This window comes from Myxococcus sp. NMCA1 (assembly GCF_026810205.1).
Classification (GTDB): domain Bacteria; phylum Myxococcota; class Myxococcia; order Myxococcales; family Myxococcaceae; genus Myxococcus; species Myxococcus xanthus_A.
Window position 1 is genome coordinate 8,359,356 of sequence record NZ_CP113950.1, and the last position, 14,375, is coordinate 8,373,730.

Below are 14,375 nucleotides of genomic sequence, written 5' to 3' on the forward strand. Positions count from 1 at the left end.
GTCCGTCTACCGCGTTTTCCGACCAACCCCTCACTGCGCCTCGCCGAAACGGTCACCAATGAGCTTCGCCAGCTCCTGGAGACAGGCATCCGCGTCGTCGCCCTTGCAGGTGAGCTTCACCTGGGTGCCCTGGGCGGCGGCGAGCATCAGCACGCCCATGATGGATTTGGCATTGGCCCGCTGTCCCTGGGCTTCGATGGTGACCTCGCTCTTGAACCGGTTGGCCACCTTGACCATCTGCGCCGCGGCCCGGGCGTGCAGCCCCAGCGCGTTGATGATCTCGTATGTCCCTTCGACCACGCTTGCCATCGCGACTCCCACTCTCCTTAGAGGAATGCTCCCGCCACGCAGGCCAGGCCCGCCGCGACATAGAGCACCACGTAGTTCGGCACCCGACGGCTGACCAGCACGTAGGACGCCACCCCCAGGGCCAGACATCCGGCCGCCAGCAGGGGCGCATACAGCCCACCCGCGTTGGCCCCGAATGACACCGCGAGCCAGGCGGCCACGCCGCCCGCGCTCGCCGCCGCCACCGCCCGCAACCGGGCCCCCCGCGCGGGGAGGTTGGCGCGAGCCACTGCTTCCACCAGCCTGTCGCCCAGCGTCAGGCCCAGCCAATACAAGCGCACCCGCAGCAGCAGGTGCACCAGGTTGTAGAGCACCAGGAACAGCGGCACCGCCCACACGCCCAGCAGCGGCACCAGCGCGGCGCTCACCGCCCCCGTCGCGGGCTTGAGGGACAGCCAGAAGAAGCCGTCCCCCAGCGCGGCCAGGGGCCCCATGAGCGCGGCCTTGAAGGCCACCACCTTGTCCGGCGTCTCCTCGCCCCGGGCAATGCGCTCTTCGTGGTTGATGACGCCGCCGACAATCGCCGCAGCGACGTAGGGGTGCGTGTTGAAGAAGACGAGATGCCGGCGCACCGCCTCCTCGCGCGCGGGCCCCTGGGGGTACAGCGCCGCCAGCGCGGGATAGACGGCGTAGGCCAGCCCCAGGTTCTGCATGCCCTTGGGGTTCCACGACGCCTGGAGGAAGAGCGAGCGCAGGAAGACGCGCAGCAGCACGCCGAAGGGCAACGTGGCCTGAGGCGTGGTGCTCATCGGTCCTCCAGGAGGAGGACGCATACGACGGACGCCGTCACCACCGCCGCGCCCAGCCCCGCGTAGAGCGGCGCGCGCCGCGCGTGGCTGCCCTGCGCCGCGATGGCCGCCGCCACGGACGCCATGGCCGGCCAGGCCCACGCCAGCCCGCGCACCACCACGGGGGGCAGCGCCTGGAGCAGCGGCTCGATGAAGAAGCCCAGCAGCGCGCAGAGCGCGGTGAGCGTGCCGTACACGGCGAAGTGGGGCCACATGCCCCACAGGTTCTGCCGCATGGCGCGGGTGATGTTCCCGGCCTCCGCGGAGGCCAGCGCCACCCGGGCCAGCCGCGCGGTGTAGCCCTCCAGCAGCCGGTCACCCTTGCGGCCCACGCGTCCCAGGCCGATGAAGAGCAGCACGGCGAGCGACCAGATGGCCGGCGTGGAGCCCGCGCCCGTGGCCGCGGACAACGTGGCCGCGGCGGCGCTGGTGCCAGTGGCCGCCAGGGTGTCGTTCTCCGGCAGCGCGGCGCCCAGGTTGGCGGTGCCCAGGAAGAACAGCTCCAGCAGCATGCCGATGGCCAGACCCGACGCCACGTCATCGAGCAGTGCGCCCATGACGGTGGCGGCGACCAGGGGCCGGGACATCATGGCCTGGAGGAACGCCTTGCGCTCCAGTGCCACCAGTCCGCCCCACAGTCCCGCAAGCGCCACCTGGGTCCAGACGACGCTCACGCGCTCACCCGGCCTTCGCCCACCGCTCGCGGAGGTCCGGCAGGTCCACGGGCTTCTCGGCGGGCACCGCGCGGGCCGCCACCCGGACGCCCTGGTCAGCCAGCTGCTGGAGCGTCGTCAGCTCGGCCTCCGCCAGGAAGACGGACGGGGAGACCTGCCGGCGGCCAGTGCCGAAGTGCACGTTGCCCAGATTCAGCTCATCCATGGCCAGCCCGTGCGCATGCGCGAAGGGCACCGAGGCGACATCCCTCAGCAACACCAGGGTGCGCACACCATCCTTGGACAGGGCGGCGAAGTCCACCTGGGACAGGGGCAGAATCTGCACCTCGATGGCGCTCTGGACGGCCAGGGCCATGGCGGCTCGGATGAGAGGACTGGAAGCCGCCTCGTCATCCGCCACGACCACCCGGGAGACTTTGAGGAACGGGAGCCAGGCCTCGACGACCTGACCATGGATGAGGCGGTTGTCGACGCGGACCAGGGTGATCACGGCAGTCTCGAATCGCCGACCCGCGCGGGTCCGTCAAGTTCGCGGCTGCTGTGCCTCGCGAAGCAGGGCGGATGCGCAGGTGATGTTGCGCTGGCCATGGGAAGCCAGCTGGTTGGCCATCTCCGGGAGCGACAACTCTTCCGAACGGAGCGAGTTCGCCTTCAGCAGCATGGGCAGGTTGACGCCAGCAAGGACCTCCACATTCATTCGCTGACACATCATCAGCGACTCCTTACAGGGCGTACCTCCGAAGAGGTCGGCCAGGATGATGACACCCGCACCCTCATCCACGCGGGCAATCGCCTGCTTCATCTTCGCCCGGATATCCTCGACAGGAGTCCCAGGCTCGATGTTGCAGGTTGCCACCGCGGGAAGCTCTCCCACGATCTGCTCCGCGGTGGAGACCAGCTCCTCCGCCAGACGTCCGTGCGCTGCGACGACGAGGCCGACCATGTCCGCTCCTGACCAACCCCCCGAAGCTGCGTCCTACGCCTGAACGGTGCGGCGCGCAACTCCGGCGAAAGTTTCCGCCCTGACCTCTGACCTAAGCTGCCTCTTCCTGCCTCGAAAGCTAAGACGAGCACAGCGGTGGTGCCCGAAATTTCGGGTCCGGCCGCGCACAGGGCTGTCGCCTGCCGGACGGGGGAGCGACACCGCTTCCCCCACACTCTATGAGATGCGCTGGCGACTTCCAGGGTGCGTCGAGAAGGACGCCAATCATTAGGCGCCGTATCAACCGCTCGGGGGGCAAGCAGGCGTCCAGAGGTCGTCTTTGACGCCCGTTTTCGGCACGGCGGATTACTTGTGGGGATGCGGCGGGCCGGATGGGATGTGCCCGGCGTTGAACGCACCGGCCTGACTCCGGGGCGACGCGAGGACGTCATGGCCAAGACGAAGCTGCTGAAGCAAGGCGATGCGGTACCGGACATCACCCTCACCGGCGCGGGCGGGCAGTCGGTGCGGCTGCGAGACCTGGTGGGTCAGAAGGTATTGGTCGTCTACTTCTATCCGAAGGACGACTCGCCCGGCTGCACGGCGCAGGCCTGTGGACTGAGGGACCAGTACGAGGACTTCGTCGCCGCGGGCGCGGAGGTGGTGGGCATCAGCGGTGACTCGGTGGGCTCGCATGAGGGCTTCGCGGCGAAGCACCGGCTGCCCTTCAAGCTGCTCAGCGACGCGCACGGCGAGGCGCGCGAGGCCTTCGGCGTGTCCACGTCGTTCCTGGGCCTGCTGCCCGGGCGCGTCACCTTCGTGGTGGACCGCTCAGGCATCGTCCGCGACAGCTTCGAGTCGCAGGTTCGCGTCGGCGAGCACGTGCGGCGCGCGCTCGAACTGGTGCGCGCGCTGGCGCAGGAAGGTGGCGCGCCGGCCTCCGCCGCGAAGTAGCGGGCGGAGGGGCACGCGCGGTGGCTCCGGGCCCCAGCGCCCCGCTGCGGCTAGCGCCGCAGGACGGTTGGAATCTCCGCGAGCGGCGGGAAGCCCCAGCGCGCGCGCTCCTCGTCCGTGACGTTGGGGTCCACCGGGTGGAGCGTCATCTCCTTCGATTCCGGGTTGAAGCGGTACTGGGTGCCGAAGCGCTGCGGAAGGTTGGCGTTCATCAGCCAGCGGTCCCAGGCCGCCGCGGCCAGCCACAGGCCGCGCGGGTGGCCCCGCTTCGCGGCCTCCGCCCCCATCTGCCGGGCCATGGCGTAGTCCTCCGGCGTGTTGCCGTGCTGGAAGATGAACCCCGCGGACATGAAGTCCGCGCCTTCCTTCAACGCGCCTTCGGCCAGCAGGGCCTTCACGCGCTCGCGCCGCTGCGCATCCCGCTCGGCGACCCGCTTCCACGCGTCCGCCCCATCGAGCGGCCCCTGGCGGTCACTCTGGTCCTCCACGAAGAGCGTCTTCAGCTCTGAACTCGAGGTGGGATGGGGGTCCGGGAGAGTGGTGATGCGCTCCACCTGCGCGAGGTACACCGGCTCCTCGCGCAGCGGCTCCAGGTCCGCGTCCTGCAACAACCACCCCACGTCGCGGAAGCCCAGTTCCACGGACTGGGCCAACCTGCGCAGCGCGACGTCCTTCCGGCCGAGCCGGGCCGCCGAACACGCCGCGGAGTACGCGGCGTTCGGGTCCCGATTCCCCGCCTCCAGGGCCTCTTCATAGAAGGCCAGCGCTTCCGCGAACTTCTCTTCTCGCGACAACGCGTCCGCCTTGCGCACCTGCATCCAGCCGGGCATCGGCGCGGCGGGCGGCTCCATGTGGGGCAGTCCGGCGGCGTCCGTGGAGGTCGCGGAGGCTTCAACCGGCTGCGTGGCCACGGGGGCCTCGGCGGGCGGCGCGGATTCGGGAGCGGAGGCCGGCGCATGGGCACACGCTGACATCAGCAAGCAGACAAGGGAGGAGATGAGCGTTCGCATGGCCAGCATCCTAAAGGACCCGCACCGCGCTCCGGTACGCCTTGCACGGGTGCCAGCACCGCACGCGCGAATCCCATGCGCGGACGGACGGGGCTGACCGCGTGCGTCACCGCGCCATTTCACTTGGGCGAAAGCGCCGGCGTCCCCAGAGGGATGGACACAGGACGCGCGTTGGCCCAGGCCTTGCTCAATGCCTTTCTGTCTCGCGATGCACGCGAGGCGGAAGGAGCGCCGTCATGATGTTCCCCGATGAGAACTGGTTCGACGAAGTGGTGTTCAACCTGGGCCCGTTGATGGCTCTGAAGGTCGTGGGCGTGGTGATGCTGCTCGTCACCTATGCCCACCCATCGTGACGTGGCGGCACACCGCTTCCGTGCGCAGGGATTGCGCCGCGGTGGACGGCCACGGCTTCGTCACGCAGAACACCGGGCTGCGCGCGTTCCAGGCGCGTTATCGTGGGCCCATGTTCAACTCTTCCGGTAGGCGGTGGGGCGTCGCGGTGCTGTCCCTGGGAATGCTGGGCAGTGCGTGCGCGGCGCGGCAGGACGCGACTCCATCCGCTGAAGCGGCGCAGCTGACGCAGGAGACCCCGGCCATGGCAACGACCTTGACGTGCACGCTGAGCGGCCCGGCGCAGGTGCGCGCGGGCGAACCCGTGGAGCTGGTGTTCGAGCTCAGCAATCCCACGGCGCAATCCCTGCGCGTGCTCGGCTGGCACACGCCGCTGGAGGGCGTACGTAACAAAATCTTCGACGTGTCCCGTGACGGTGGCGCGCTCGAATACCAGGGGCCCATGGCGAAGCGCGGGCCGCCCACGGCCGGCAGCTACGTCACCCTCTCCCCCGGTACGTCGGTGGAAGGCAAGGTGGACATCGCTCGCTTCTATGACTTGCAGGCGCCGGGAACGTACCGCATCGCGTTCCGAGGCCCGCTGATGGACGTCGCCCGGGAAGGCGAACCGGTGCCCGCTCCGAATGGCGGGTTCCGCCCTGCGGAAGTGCCATGCCCCGTGGTGGAGGTCACCGTCACGCCCTGACGGCAAGGACGCGAGCCTCGCGCGGACCGCTCTTCCGCGCGGGGTGGCGCGCCGTCAGCCCGCCACCAACATGGCACGCTGCCGCGCGGGGCGGATGCGAGCGGTGGCACCCGCGCCGAAGCGGAGGAAGTCCTCCTCCACGCCGTCGCTGAAGATGACGCCCTCCGACGCCATCCGCGACTCCAGCACCAGCTCGCGCTCCTCCGTCACGTCGCCCATCACCAGGCTGGCGCCCGAGTGACGGCTGGCGAAGGGCTCGCGCACCACGAAAATCAGCTGCGGGTCCTCCCAGCCCAGGCGCACGGGCGCGCACGGCACCCCACCCGCATGGGCCGTCACGCCTCGCGCCAGGTTGAAGATGGACGACAGCCACCCGGTGGCGCCCGCGCCCGTGGACACCACCACGCCGCTGGAGGACTGGGACTCCTCCTGGTCCCCGGTGCGCAGCCGGTAGCGCGCGGACACGTGGGAGCGCGCCCCGATGAACAAGTCATTGAAGGCCAGCAGCCGCTGCCCGTCATCCAAACGCGCCTCCGCCAACGTCACGCGCTTGAAGGCCGCCTTGCCCTCCAACACGCGCCGCACCGCCCCGCGCGCCCCCGAAACCGAATGGGGCAACAGCACGCCGTCGAAGCGCTCCGGGTCCGGATTCACGCCCACCAGCGGCTGCTCCCCCACGTACTTCGCCACGTTCGCCACCAGCCCGTCCTGCCCCGCGACGACCATCACCTCCTTGCCGGTGAAGAGGAAGGTGGGCACCAGGCTCCGGTCCACCTGCTGCACCGGCAGCCCGAAGGACAGCGACTCCCGCAGCGAGTCCACGTTGCACCGATAGGTTTCGTCCTCGCGGGTGAACTCATCGAAGTCCTGCCCCGCGTGCTCCACGTAGAACTTCGCCTGCTTCTTGGTGTTGAAGCGCTCCACCAGGCCCGCCATGCGCGTGCGGCGGGTGACGAGCACGATTTTCTCGTACATGGTCCCCTCCCCGGCCTCAGCGCTCGCGGCCCGTCGCGCCCACCAGCGAGCGCAGGAGGTCCGGCGACACGTTCAGCTCGCCGATGCGCTGCGCGTTCTCCGCCATCTCCCGGAAGGCCAGGGCGATGTTGAGCGCCGGGTCCCCACCACCCGCGGACGTGGCCATCAGCGTCTTCCAGTCCACCCCACGCACGGGCGCCAGCGTCTTCTCCAGCGCGTACGCGCGGGCATCCGCGGCCTGCCGCTCGTTGTCGCTCCAGCGCGTCATCAGCGCGGCGCGCTGCTCCTCCACCGCGATGTCCGCGGCCATCTTCGCCTCGCGAATCTGCCGCTGCCGCGCCTCCACCGCCAGCTCCGTGGCCAGCTCGCTCTCCTTGATGCGCCGCTCCTGCTCCACCGCGGCGTTGCGGCGCGCGTAGATGGCCTCATCCGCGTTGCGTTGCAGCGCCTCGCGCGCCTCGGCCTCCAGCGCCCGCGCCATCTCCGGCGCCGGCTTCACCGACAGCAGCGAGAAGGCCATGACCTCAACGCCCAGCGCCTTCACCGGCTCCGCCACGGCCAGGGCCGCGAGCACCTGCTGCTCAATGGCGTCCGAGCGCACCAGCACCTCGCGCAGCGTCAGCCCCTGCACCACCGAGCGCGCCCGCACCTGCGCCACCTGCACCAGCCGCTCCTCGAGCTTCTCCGGGTCGTCCGAGTGGTAGCGCCCCGTGGGGCCCAATGAGTAGTCCAGCAACGATGCAAGCCGGCGCGGGTCCGTCACCCGCCACGTGAGCTGCCCTTGCAGCGTCACCGCCTGGAAGTCCCGCGTCACCTCGTTGAACACGAAGGGCACGTCCGCGCTGGACAGCGGCACCGACACCAACGTCGCCGACGGCTTCCAGTAGAAGAACGAGAGCCCCGCCCCCTCCCGGACCACCTTTCCCGCCTCGAACTGCATCACGTACGTCGTCGGTGCCGCCTTCATGTAGCCGATGACCATGGGCCCTCCGTCCCGCTTCGTGTCTTTAGAACACCTAGTTAGTGTCAAATGGACACGATTTCAAGTCAATGTGCGGAAGCGCGAGGTGCGGGCCCACGGATGTCCGGTGCCGAAACGCGGTTCATCCGCGTTGCGACACAAAGCACACAGGTCTCATGGACGAATGCGCCGGTCGTGCGCAGGGTGGCGAGAGCCCCGGATCTGGCTTCAGTGATGCCGGGCCAAGAGGAAAGGTGCATCGTGGCGACACACGAATGGCATCCGGTTGCAGCGAGATTTTCGCGCACCGACCATTCCGCCGCCGCACGCAGCCCCTACCTTTCCAGGGCACTTTGGGAGAGCGCATGCGGATCGCGGTGATTTCGGACCTACATCTCGGGCGGCGTGATGCCGCCGACCACTTCGGGCACGACGACTCCGGCTTCCTGCGGTTCCTCCGTTTCTTGGAAGGCAACTTCGAGCACATCGTGCTGTTGGGGGACATCTTCGAAACGCTCACCCCGCGCATGCCGGGACGGAAGGTGGCCGAGCTGCTGGCGGCCCGCGCGGCGCACCCGGAAATCGTCCGGCGCTTCGAGCTGCCGCGCTACCACTACATCCACGGCAACCACGACCTGGTGGCGGGCACCGTGCTGGGGGCGCCCGACCAGATGATTCTGGAGGCGGACGGCGTGCGGATGCTGTTCACCCACGGACACCATCACGACTGGATGATTCGCAAGGCGCGCCTGCTGTCGGAGGCGGCGGTGTGGGCCGGGGCGTGGCTGCGGCGGATGCGGATGCGGGCGATGTTCCGCTGGTTCCAGGCGCTGGACTTGAAAATCACCAACGCGCTGCCGGACCCGGCGCGGTGCACCTTCCAGCGCTGGGCCATGGCGCGGGCCAACGCGCATCACGCGGACGTCGTCGTCACCGGCCACACCCACCTGGGCCTGCGGGTGGAGCACGGCAGCAAGCTGTTCCTCAACAGCGGCACGTGCTCGGAGGGGCAGTTCTCCTTCCTCAGCCTGGACACCCGCGCCGCGAGCTACTCGCTGCACACCACCTGGTAGCCGCCGGGCCGCGGGCGGGCAGGAAGGCGGCAGGGAGCCCGGTCCACCGCTTCTTCCTCCCCCATACCGCGGGCGGGGGAAGTAACATTGGCGAATGTTCAGGCGGCTCACCGAGGCGCTCCGCGTCCTGACGCGACGCTCCCCGATAAGAGGCCCCGGCCCCACGCCGGGTGCCCCCCGGCAGATGCTCCTTTCAGACGTGCCCGCTGACGGCCGGCCCCGGACGAAGAAGCCGGCCGCGCGCCGGTCACCATCACGCACCACCCGGCTGGCGCGCTACTTCGACCTCCACGACGACTTCCGCATCCCCGGCCGGCCCGAGCTGAGCGACCCGGTGGCGGTGGATGTCCGCCGGAAGCTGGACTCCGTCTGGCTCTTCACCTCCGGCACCCGGGTGCGGAGCGTGGGCAAGCTGCGCCTGGCGGTGACGCCGCCCGGACTGCCGCTGGACTTCTCGCTCGCGGGCGCGGGGCTCACCCCCGTCGTCTCCGCGCGGGTGGCCTCCGTCTTCCGGGAGCTGGCCCCCGATGACGTGCAACTACTGCCAGTGGAGGTGGAGGACCGCGACGAGCCCCACTTCATCCTCGTCGCCACCCGGCTGGTGCGCTGCATCGACGACCGGGCCTGCGAGGAGGTCATCCACTACACCGCCGAGGACGGACTCCCCGAGCGCGTGGGGCACTACCGCAACGTCCGTGGACTCCGGGTCGATGCCACGAAGACGAACGGCGCCCGGGTGTTCCGCACCTGGGGCTGGCCGGTGAGCCTCATCGTGTCCGAGGGCATCAAGGAGGCCCTGGAGCATGCCGGCATCGCCGGCGCGCGCTTCGCAGAGGTGACGAAGCCGCCGCGCAAGCCCCGCCGGAAGAAGACAGCTTCCAAGAAGTCCCGGCCCAAGCGCCGCTGAGCCCACGCCGCCTCCAGCCCTTGCGGTTGCAACAGAGTTGCCACCTGGCTGGAAACTTGTGAGGTAGGAGCACTAACAATATCTTCCTCGTTTTCCAGCAAATACCTGGGGACGGCGTTGGATAACGAGGACAGCTCTTTCGGCAAGTACCGGCTTGTCCAGCAGCTGGCGACCGGCGGGATGGCCCAGCTCTATCTAGCCTCCATCGACGGACCCGACGGGTTCTCCAAGTCCTGCGTCATCAAGCGCGTCCTGCCGGAGTACGCCAGCCTGGAGTCGTTCAGCCGCATGTTCGCGGACGAGGCGAAGGTCGCCGCGCTGCTGACGCACCCGAACATCGTGCAGGTCTTCGACTTCGGGCGGGTGGACGGCCAGTACTACCTGGCCATGGAGTGGATTCAGGGACACTCGTTGGACCGGCTGCTGCGGCAGGCGATCCGAAGCGGCCGGGTGGTGGGGACTCGGGTGGCGGTGGACGTGGGGCTCGCGGTGGCGGACGCGCTCGCGTACGCGCACGCGAAGACGCTGCCGGACGGAACGCCCCTCAAGCTGGTGCACCGCGACGTCACGCCGGGCAACGTGCTGGTGTCGCGCGACGGCATCATCAAGCTGGCGGACTTCGGCATCGTGAAGAGCGCCGTCAACGCGGAGCGCACCGTCGCCGGGGTGGTGAAGGGCAAGTACCCGTACATGTCCCCGGAGCAGATCACCAGCAAGGAGCTGGACCACCGCTCCGACCTGTATTCGCTGGGCATCGTCCTCTACGAGGCCGCCACCGGGCGCCGCCTGTTCAAGCGCGACACGCTGGAGGCCACCATCATGGCCGCGTCCCAGGCGAACGTGCCGCCGCCGTCAGAGGGGACGCCCGACTTCCCCGCGGAGCTGGAGCGCGTCCTCCTCCGGCTGCTGCAGAAGGACCCCGCCGCGCGCTACCAGAGCGCTCGGGAGCTGCGCGATGACCTGGAGCGCTTCCGCGCCGCCCAGCAGTGGGCGTCGGGAACGCATGAGATGGCGGCGCTCGTCGCCGAGCTGTTTCCCCCCGGCATCACGGGCCAGCCGCCCACCGCGCTGCCCGCCTCCAGCACCTCCCATGGCAGCAACTCCGCCACGGGCCGGACGCCCGCCCCCAGCGCCGAGCCCAAGCGAGAGCTGAGCAGCACCTCCGCCGCCACGCGGGCGCATGGCGCCGTGGAGGCGCCGCTCGACACGGGCACCCAAGGCTTTCCGTGGGGAATCGCCCTGGCCGCGGGCTGCGCGGCCGTGGGCACAGCGCTGTTCTGGTTACTGGCCCCCTGAGCGGTTGCCGCCCGGCGCTGACGGCGCGGCAACGAGACCCTGATGAAACAGAAGACGTGGATTGCCGTCATCATCCTAGGCACGCTCGCCGCCAACGCGGTGGCCTACCGCGTGGTGCGCAGCCGGCGCGACAGCGCCCCCGAGGCCACGCCGGACGCCATCACCCGCACGCCCACCACCCCGCCGCTCACCACCCCGCCGCTCACCACCCCGCCGCCCACCGCGCCCGCGGAACCACCGGGAGAGGACCCGAACGAGGGCCTGGCCCGGGCCCGCCGCGCCGCGGGCCTGGCCGCGCTGGAGGACCGCGACTACGACGCGGCCGTCTCCGACTTCACGGAGGCGCTGCGGCTGCGCAAGGGCGACCAGGGCGACCTCGTGGAGCTGCTGCGCATCGCGGCCGAATTGCGAACGCGAGAGCAGGCGCGTCAGCAAGGCGAGCAGGCCCGTGCCCAACGCGAGCCCACGCCGGCGCCCACCCGCTCCGTCCAGCGCACGCGTCCGGCGCGCGGTACGGCCCGGGCTCAGCCTCGCCAGGAGTCCACTTCCGCGGACGAGACACGCGGCGGATTGCTGCTGGTGACGTCCACGCCCCCCGGGCTGATGGTGCGGGTGGACGGCAAGCCCATGGACCTCACGCCGGCGCGGCTGCCGCTGCGCGCGGGGACGTACCGCGTGGCGCTCGCGCAGGGTGAGCGCACGCTGGCCGAGGAGACGGTGGAGTTGGGCGAGGATGACGTGCGCTCCCTCAACCGCGACCTCACCGCCGAGCTCGCTCTCGCACCAAGACCCTCGGCGACCGCACCGGCTCCCGTGGAGTCGCCGCCTCCCGCAGCGCCCGCGGCCACCAGCCCTGCTGCCACCGCGGCGCGCGCCGAATCGCCTCCCACCGCCGAGCCGTCCGTGGCCACCGCCGCCCCCACGGCGACGGGCAAGGGCCGCCTGGATGTGACGTCTCCCGGCCTCTACGGCGAGGTGTGGATCAACAACCGGCCGTATGGCTTCCCGCCGCTCGTCGCCCAGGGACTTCCCGCGGGGCCCGCGCGTCTGGAGGTCCGCGTCAATGGCGTGGTGAAGCGGAAGCTCACCGTCGACGTCGTGGCGGACCAGAGCACCGCCGTCCGCATCCGCTGACCTGAAGGCCGTTCGCGCGGCGAGCCGCGCTCCCTTTCCGCATCGAGGTCGATATGCGCCGCTGCCGTAGGTGGTCCGAACCTTCAATCGGAGCCCTGCTCCTCCTGTGCGCCAGTCCCGCGCTCGCCCAGGACACCGACGCGGGGAACCTGGGTGACGAGGAGCCGGAGGTTCACAGCCAGGTGGCCTCCTTCGCCGTCACCCGGCTCCAGGAGTCCCCCGCCGTCGTCACGGCGATGAACGCGGAGGAGATTCGCAACTCCGGCGCCCGCGACTTGATGGACCTGCTGCTGCAGATTCCGGGCTTCTTCTTCGGCGTGGACACCCAGGGCGCGGTCGGCCCCGGCTTCCGCGGCCTGTGGGGCTACGAGGGCAAGGTGCTGCTCGTCGTGGACGGCAAGGAGATGAACGAGCAGCTCTACTCCACGATGCAGTTGGGCAACGAGTTCCCCATCGAGCTCATCGAACGCATCGAAGTGGTGCGCGGCCCCGGCTCCGTCATCTACGGCGGCAACGCGGAGCTCGCCGTCATCAACGTCGTCACGCGCGGCGTCCAGGGCAGCACGGACCTGATGGTGTCCGGCATGTACGGGCAGATGGGCAGCGTGAACGGCCGGCGGGGGCTCACCGTCTCCGGCCGCAAGGTGTTCGAGTCCGCGCCGGGCCTGAGCATCTTCGCGTCCGCCGGACTGTCGCAGGCCCAGCGCAGCAGCGGCGTCTTCCAGGACTTCTTCGGCAACTCCGCGCAGCTGGGTGGCAACTCGCGGCTGGACCCGACGATGGTGCAGGCGGGCGTGGGCTACAAGGACCTGCAGCTCAGCGTGCTGTACCAGCGCTATGGCACCTCCGCCATCGTCGCCTTCGACGAGGTGTTGGAAGCGCCCGCGCCCACCCACTTCGAGTCCCTGCACGCGGAGCTGAGCGACAGGTTCCGCCCGGACGAGCGGGTGGAAATCATCCCCCGCCTCAACCTCACCTTCTCCAAGCCCTTCAGTGACTCGGACCAGGGGTCGCCCTTCTTCTACGACAAGCAGGTGCTGCGCCTGCGAGGGCGGACGCTGGCGCGCTGGGCGGCGCTGGACTGGCTGCAGCTCACCGGCGGTGTGGACGTGACGTCCGACCAGGGGCGGGTCAACGGCCCGGTGGGCGTGGGCCTCCAGACGGGCTTCGGCCCCGAGGAGGCCGACAGCGTCTCCTACGTGAATCTGGCGGGCTTCGTGGAGGCCTTCTCCGTCAATCCGTTCGTCAACGTGGTGGCGGGCGCGCGCGTGGAGAACCACAGCGCCTTCGGTGAGTCCTTCGTGCCGCGGCTGGTGCTGCTGCGCAGCTTCGGTCCCTTCAGCGGCAAGGCCCTGTTCAGCCGCGCCTTCCGCGCGCCGAGCATCGAGAACATCAGCCTGGGCGCCGACGTCCGGCCCGAGCGCACCACCGTGCTCGAGCTGGAGGGCACGCTGCGCATGGGAGAAGGCCACGCGCTGAGCGCCAACGCCTTCGACATGGGCGTGGCGGACCCCATCATCTATTCATACGACGCGGTGACGAACACGGAGGCCTACCGGAACCTCGGGCGCCTGGGCAGCCGCGGCGTCGAGCTGGACTACCACGTGCGTGGAAGCTGGGGCCGCGCCGCCCTCAACTATTCATTCTACACGCCGTCAGGCCGCAATGACGTGGAGGACTACCAGGTCCCCGGACAGCCCAACGCCTTCACGGGCATGCCCACGCACAAGGCCGCGCTCACCGGCAGCATCAAGGTGCTGCCCTGGCTCACCGTCAGCCCCACCGCCGTCCTCGTGGGCAAGCGCTACGCCGTGGACGCGCCGGATGACGAGGGCAACGCGGCGGTGGAGGAGTTGCCCACGCAGCTGCTGCTCAACCTCTTCGTGCGCGCGCAGGACGTAGGCACGCGCGGGCTGGAGATTGGCGCGGGCGTCTACAACCTGACCGGCACGAACTTTCGCATCGCCCAGCCCTACAACGGCGGCCACGCGCCCATGCCTGTCTTCTCTCGCGAGTTCATGGTGCGCGTCAGCTACCTGCTGGACCCTGTCAGCGACGAATAGCAGCACGTCCAAACCTGACGTCCGCCACGGCCCACCTTCCCTCCGGAGGGTGGGCCGTCTGGCTTTGAAGCAATGCGTCACGGGGAATGGACTGTCACAGACTTGCAATCACCGGATTCTCGCTGGTACTTTCTTCGCCACTCGAAAGAACTCGCGTTCGTTCGCGCTGCTCCACGCATTTCCGACGCGCCGCAACAGTGAACGGCGACTCCCGAAGCACCCTGGTTTCTTCGC

The 14,375-nt window shown here is 69.8% G+C and carries 15 protein-coding genes; 7 read left to right on the forward strand and 8 right to left on the reverse strand.

Annotation, left to right across the window (positions count from 1 at the left end; genetic code table 11):
- Nucleotides 1–30: 30 nt before the first annotated feature.
- Genes OZ403_RS34525 through OZ403_RS34545 form a run of 5 tightly spaced genes read right to left on the reverse strand, consistent with a single transcriptional unit; the run spans nt 31 to nt 2,753 of the window.
- Nucleotides 31–309 carry an HPr family phosphocarrier protein gene (locus OZ403_RS34525; protein WP_002633201.1) on the reverse strand — a complete coding sequence of 93 codons (279 nt, stop codon included), beginning with the start codon at nt 307–309 and terminating at the stop codon, nt 31–33.
- Nucleotides 310–326: 17 nt separating this feature from the next.
- A complete protein-coding gene (locus OZ403_RS34530) occupies nt 327–1,097 on the reverse strand; it encodes a PTS system mannose/fructose/sorbose family transporter subunit IID (RefSeq protein WP_140795460.1) in 771 nt (256 codons plus the stop codon).
- Entirely contained in the window at nt 1,094–1,810 is a 717-nt protein-coding gene (locus tag OZ403_RS34535) for a PTS sugar transporter subunit IIC (protein WP_140795461.1), read from the reverse strand. The genes OZ403_RS34530 and OZ403_RS34535 overlap by 4 nt, the downstream gene beginning before the upstream one ends.
- A gap of 4 nt (nt 1,811–1,814) precedes the next feature.
- Nucleotides 1,815–2,300 carry a PTS sugar transporter subunit IIB gene (locus tag OZ403_RS34540; RefSeq protein ID WP_011556464.1) on the reverse strand — a complete coding sequence of 162 codons (486 nt, stop codon included), beginning with the start codon at nt 2,298–2,300 and terminating at the stop codon, nt 1,815–1,817.
- Nucleotides 2,301–2,333: 33 nt separating this feature from the next.
- Nucleotides 2,334–2,753 carry a PTS sugar transporter subunit IIA gene (locus OZ403_RS34545; RefSeq protein ID WP_140795462.1) on the reverse strand — a complete coding sequence of 140 codons (420 nt, stop codon included), beginning with the start codon at nt 2,751–2,753 and terminating at the stop codon, nt 2,334–2,336.
- Nucleotides 2,754–3,182: 429 nt separating this feature from the next.
- Between OZ403_RS34545 and OZ403_RS34550 the strand changes: the two genes are divergently transcribed.
- A complete protein-coding gene (locus OZ403_RS34550; RefSeq protein ID WP_268782752.1) occupies nt 3,183–3,686 on the forward strand; it encodes a peroxiredoxin in 504 nt (167 codons plus the stop codon).
- Between the two features lie 50 nt (nt 3,687–3,736).
- Here OZ403_RS34550 and OZ403_RS34555 read toward each other — a convergent pair whose 3' ends face one another.
- A complete protein-coding gene (locus OZ403_RS34555) occupies nt 3,737–4,696 on the reverse strand; it encodes a TPR end-of-group domain-containing protein (protein ID WP_237081580.1) in 960 nt (319 codons plus the stop codon).
- Nucleotides 4,697–5,069: 373 nt separating this feature from the next.
- On the opposite strand from OZ403_RS34555, the gene OZ403_RS34560 reads away from it, so the two are divergent.
- Nucleotides 5,070–5,732, forward strand: coding sequence for a protease (locus OZ403_RS34560; RefSeq protein WP_268782753.1), 663 nt, complete (start codon nt 5,070–5,072; stop codon nt 5,730–5,732).
- 54 nt (nt 5,733–5,786) lie between these two features.
- On the opposite strand, the gene OZ403_RS34565 is transcribed toward OZ403_RS34560, so the two are convergent.
- Both OZ403_RS34565 and OZ403_RS34570 read right to left on the reverse strand, forming a co-directional pair.
- Nucleotides 5,787–6,707, reverse strand: a complete 921-nt coding sequence (locus tag OZ403_RS34565; protein WP_268782754.1) for an NAD+ kinase — start codon at nt 6,705–6,707, stop codon at nt 5,787–5,789.
- 16 nt (nt 6,708–6,723) lie between these two features.
- On the reverse strand, nt 6,724–7,689 hold the full coding sequence (locus OZ403_RS34570) for an SPFH domain-containing protein (protein WP_268782755.1): 966 nt from the start codon (nt 7,687–7,689) through the stop codon (nt 6,724–6,726).
- 344 nt (nt 7,690–8,033) lie between these two features.
- On the opposite strand from OZ403_RS34570, the gene OZ403_RS34575 reads away from it, so the two are divergent.
- From OZ403_RS34575 to OZ403_RS34595, 5 genes are all read left to right on the forward strand, one after another.
- Nucleotides 8,034–8,741, forward strand: coding sequence for a metallophosphoesterase family protein (locus tag OZ403_RS34575; protein WP_140857325.1), 708 nt, complete (start codon nt 8,034–8,036; stop codon nt 8,739–8,741).
- 184 nt (nt 8,742–8,925) lie between these two features.
- A complete protein-coding gene (locus OZ403_RS34580; protein WP_140795468.1) occupies nt 8,926–9,648 on the forward strand; it encodes an imm11 family protein in 723 nt (240 codons plus the stop codon).
- Between the two features lie 117 nt (nt 9,649–9,765).
- The gene (locus OZ403_RS34585; protein WP_268782756.1) at nt 9,766–10,944 is read left to right on the forward strand and encodes a serine/threonine-protein kinase; all 1,179 of its coding nucleotides are present in this window, start codon (nt 9,766–9,768) and stop codon (nt 10,942–10,944) included.
- A 42-nt stretch (nt 10,945–10,986) separates the two neighbouring features.
- Complete coding sequence (locus tag OZ403_RS34590) at nt 10,987–12,078, forward strand: PEGA domain-containing protein (protein WP_268782757.1); 1,092 nt, start codon at nt 10,987–10,989, stop codon at nt 12,076–12,078.
- A gap of 53 nt (nt 12,079–12,131) precedes the next feature.
- Nucleotides 12,132–14,141: a TonB-dependent receptor plug domain-containing protein gene (locus OZ403_RS34595; protein WP_268782758.1), complete on the forward strand. Its 2,010-nt coding sequence runs from the start codon at nt 12,132–12,134 to the stop codon at nt 14,139–14,141.
- The last annotated feature ends 234 nt before the right edge of the window (nt 14,142–14,375 follow it).

Excerpts from the sequence above, each read along its gene's own strand:
- OZ403_RS34525 (WP_002633201.1), bottom strand. The coding sequence starts at position 309 with ATGGCAAGCGTGGTCGAAGGGACATACGAGATCATCAACGCGCTGGGG.
- OZ403_RS34530 (WP_140795460.1), bottom strand. The coding sequence starts at position 1,097 with ATGAGCACCACGCCTCAGGCCACGTTGCCCTTCGGCGTGCTGCTGCGC.
- OZ403_RS34545 (WP_140795462.1), bottom strand. The coding sequence starts at position 2,753 with ATGGTCGGCCTCGTCGTCGCAGCGCACGGACGTCTGGCGGAGGAGCTG.
- OZ403_RS34550 (WP_268782752.1), top strand. The coding sequence starts at position 3,183 with ATGGCCAAGACGAAGCTGCTGAAGCAAGGCGATGCGGTACCGGACATC.
- OZ403_RS34555 (WP_237081580.1), bottom strand. The coding sequence starts at position 4,696 with ATGCGAACGCTCATCTCCTCCCTTGTCTGCTTGCTGATGTCAGCGTGT.
- OZ403_RS34565 (WP_268782754.1), bottom strand. The coding sequence starts at position 6,707 with ATGTACGAGAAAATCGTGCTCGTCACCCGCCGCACGCGCATGGCGGGC.
- OZ403_RS34570 (WP_268782755.1), bottom strand. The coding sequence starts at position 7,689 with ATGGTCATCGGCTACATGAAGGCGGCACCGACGACGTACGTGATGCAG.
- OZ403_RS34575 (WP_140857325.1), top strand. The coding sequence starts at position 8,034 with ATGCGGATCGCGGTGATTTCGGACCTACATCTCGGGCGGCGTGATGCC.
- OZ403_RS34580 (WP_140795468.1), top strand. The coding sequence starts at position 8,926 with ATGCTCCTTTCAGACGTGCCCGCTGACGGCCGGCCCCGGACGAAGAAG.
- OZ403_RS34590 (WP_268782757.1), top strand. The coding sequence starts at position 10,987 with ATGAAACAGAAGACGTGGATTGCCGTCATCATCCTAGGCACGCTCGCC.
- OZ403_RS34595 (WP_268782758.1), top strand. The coding sequence starts at position 12,132 with ATGCGCCGCTGCCGTAGGTGGTCCGAACCTTCAATCGGAGCCCTGCTC.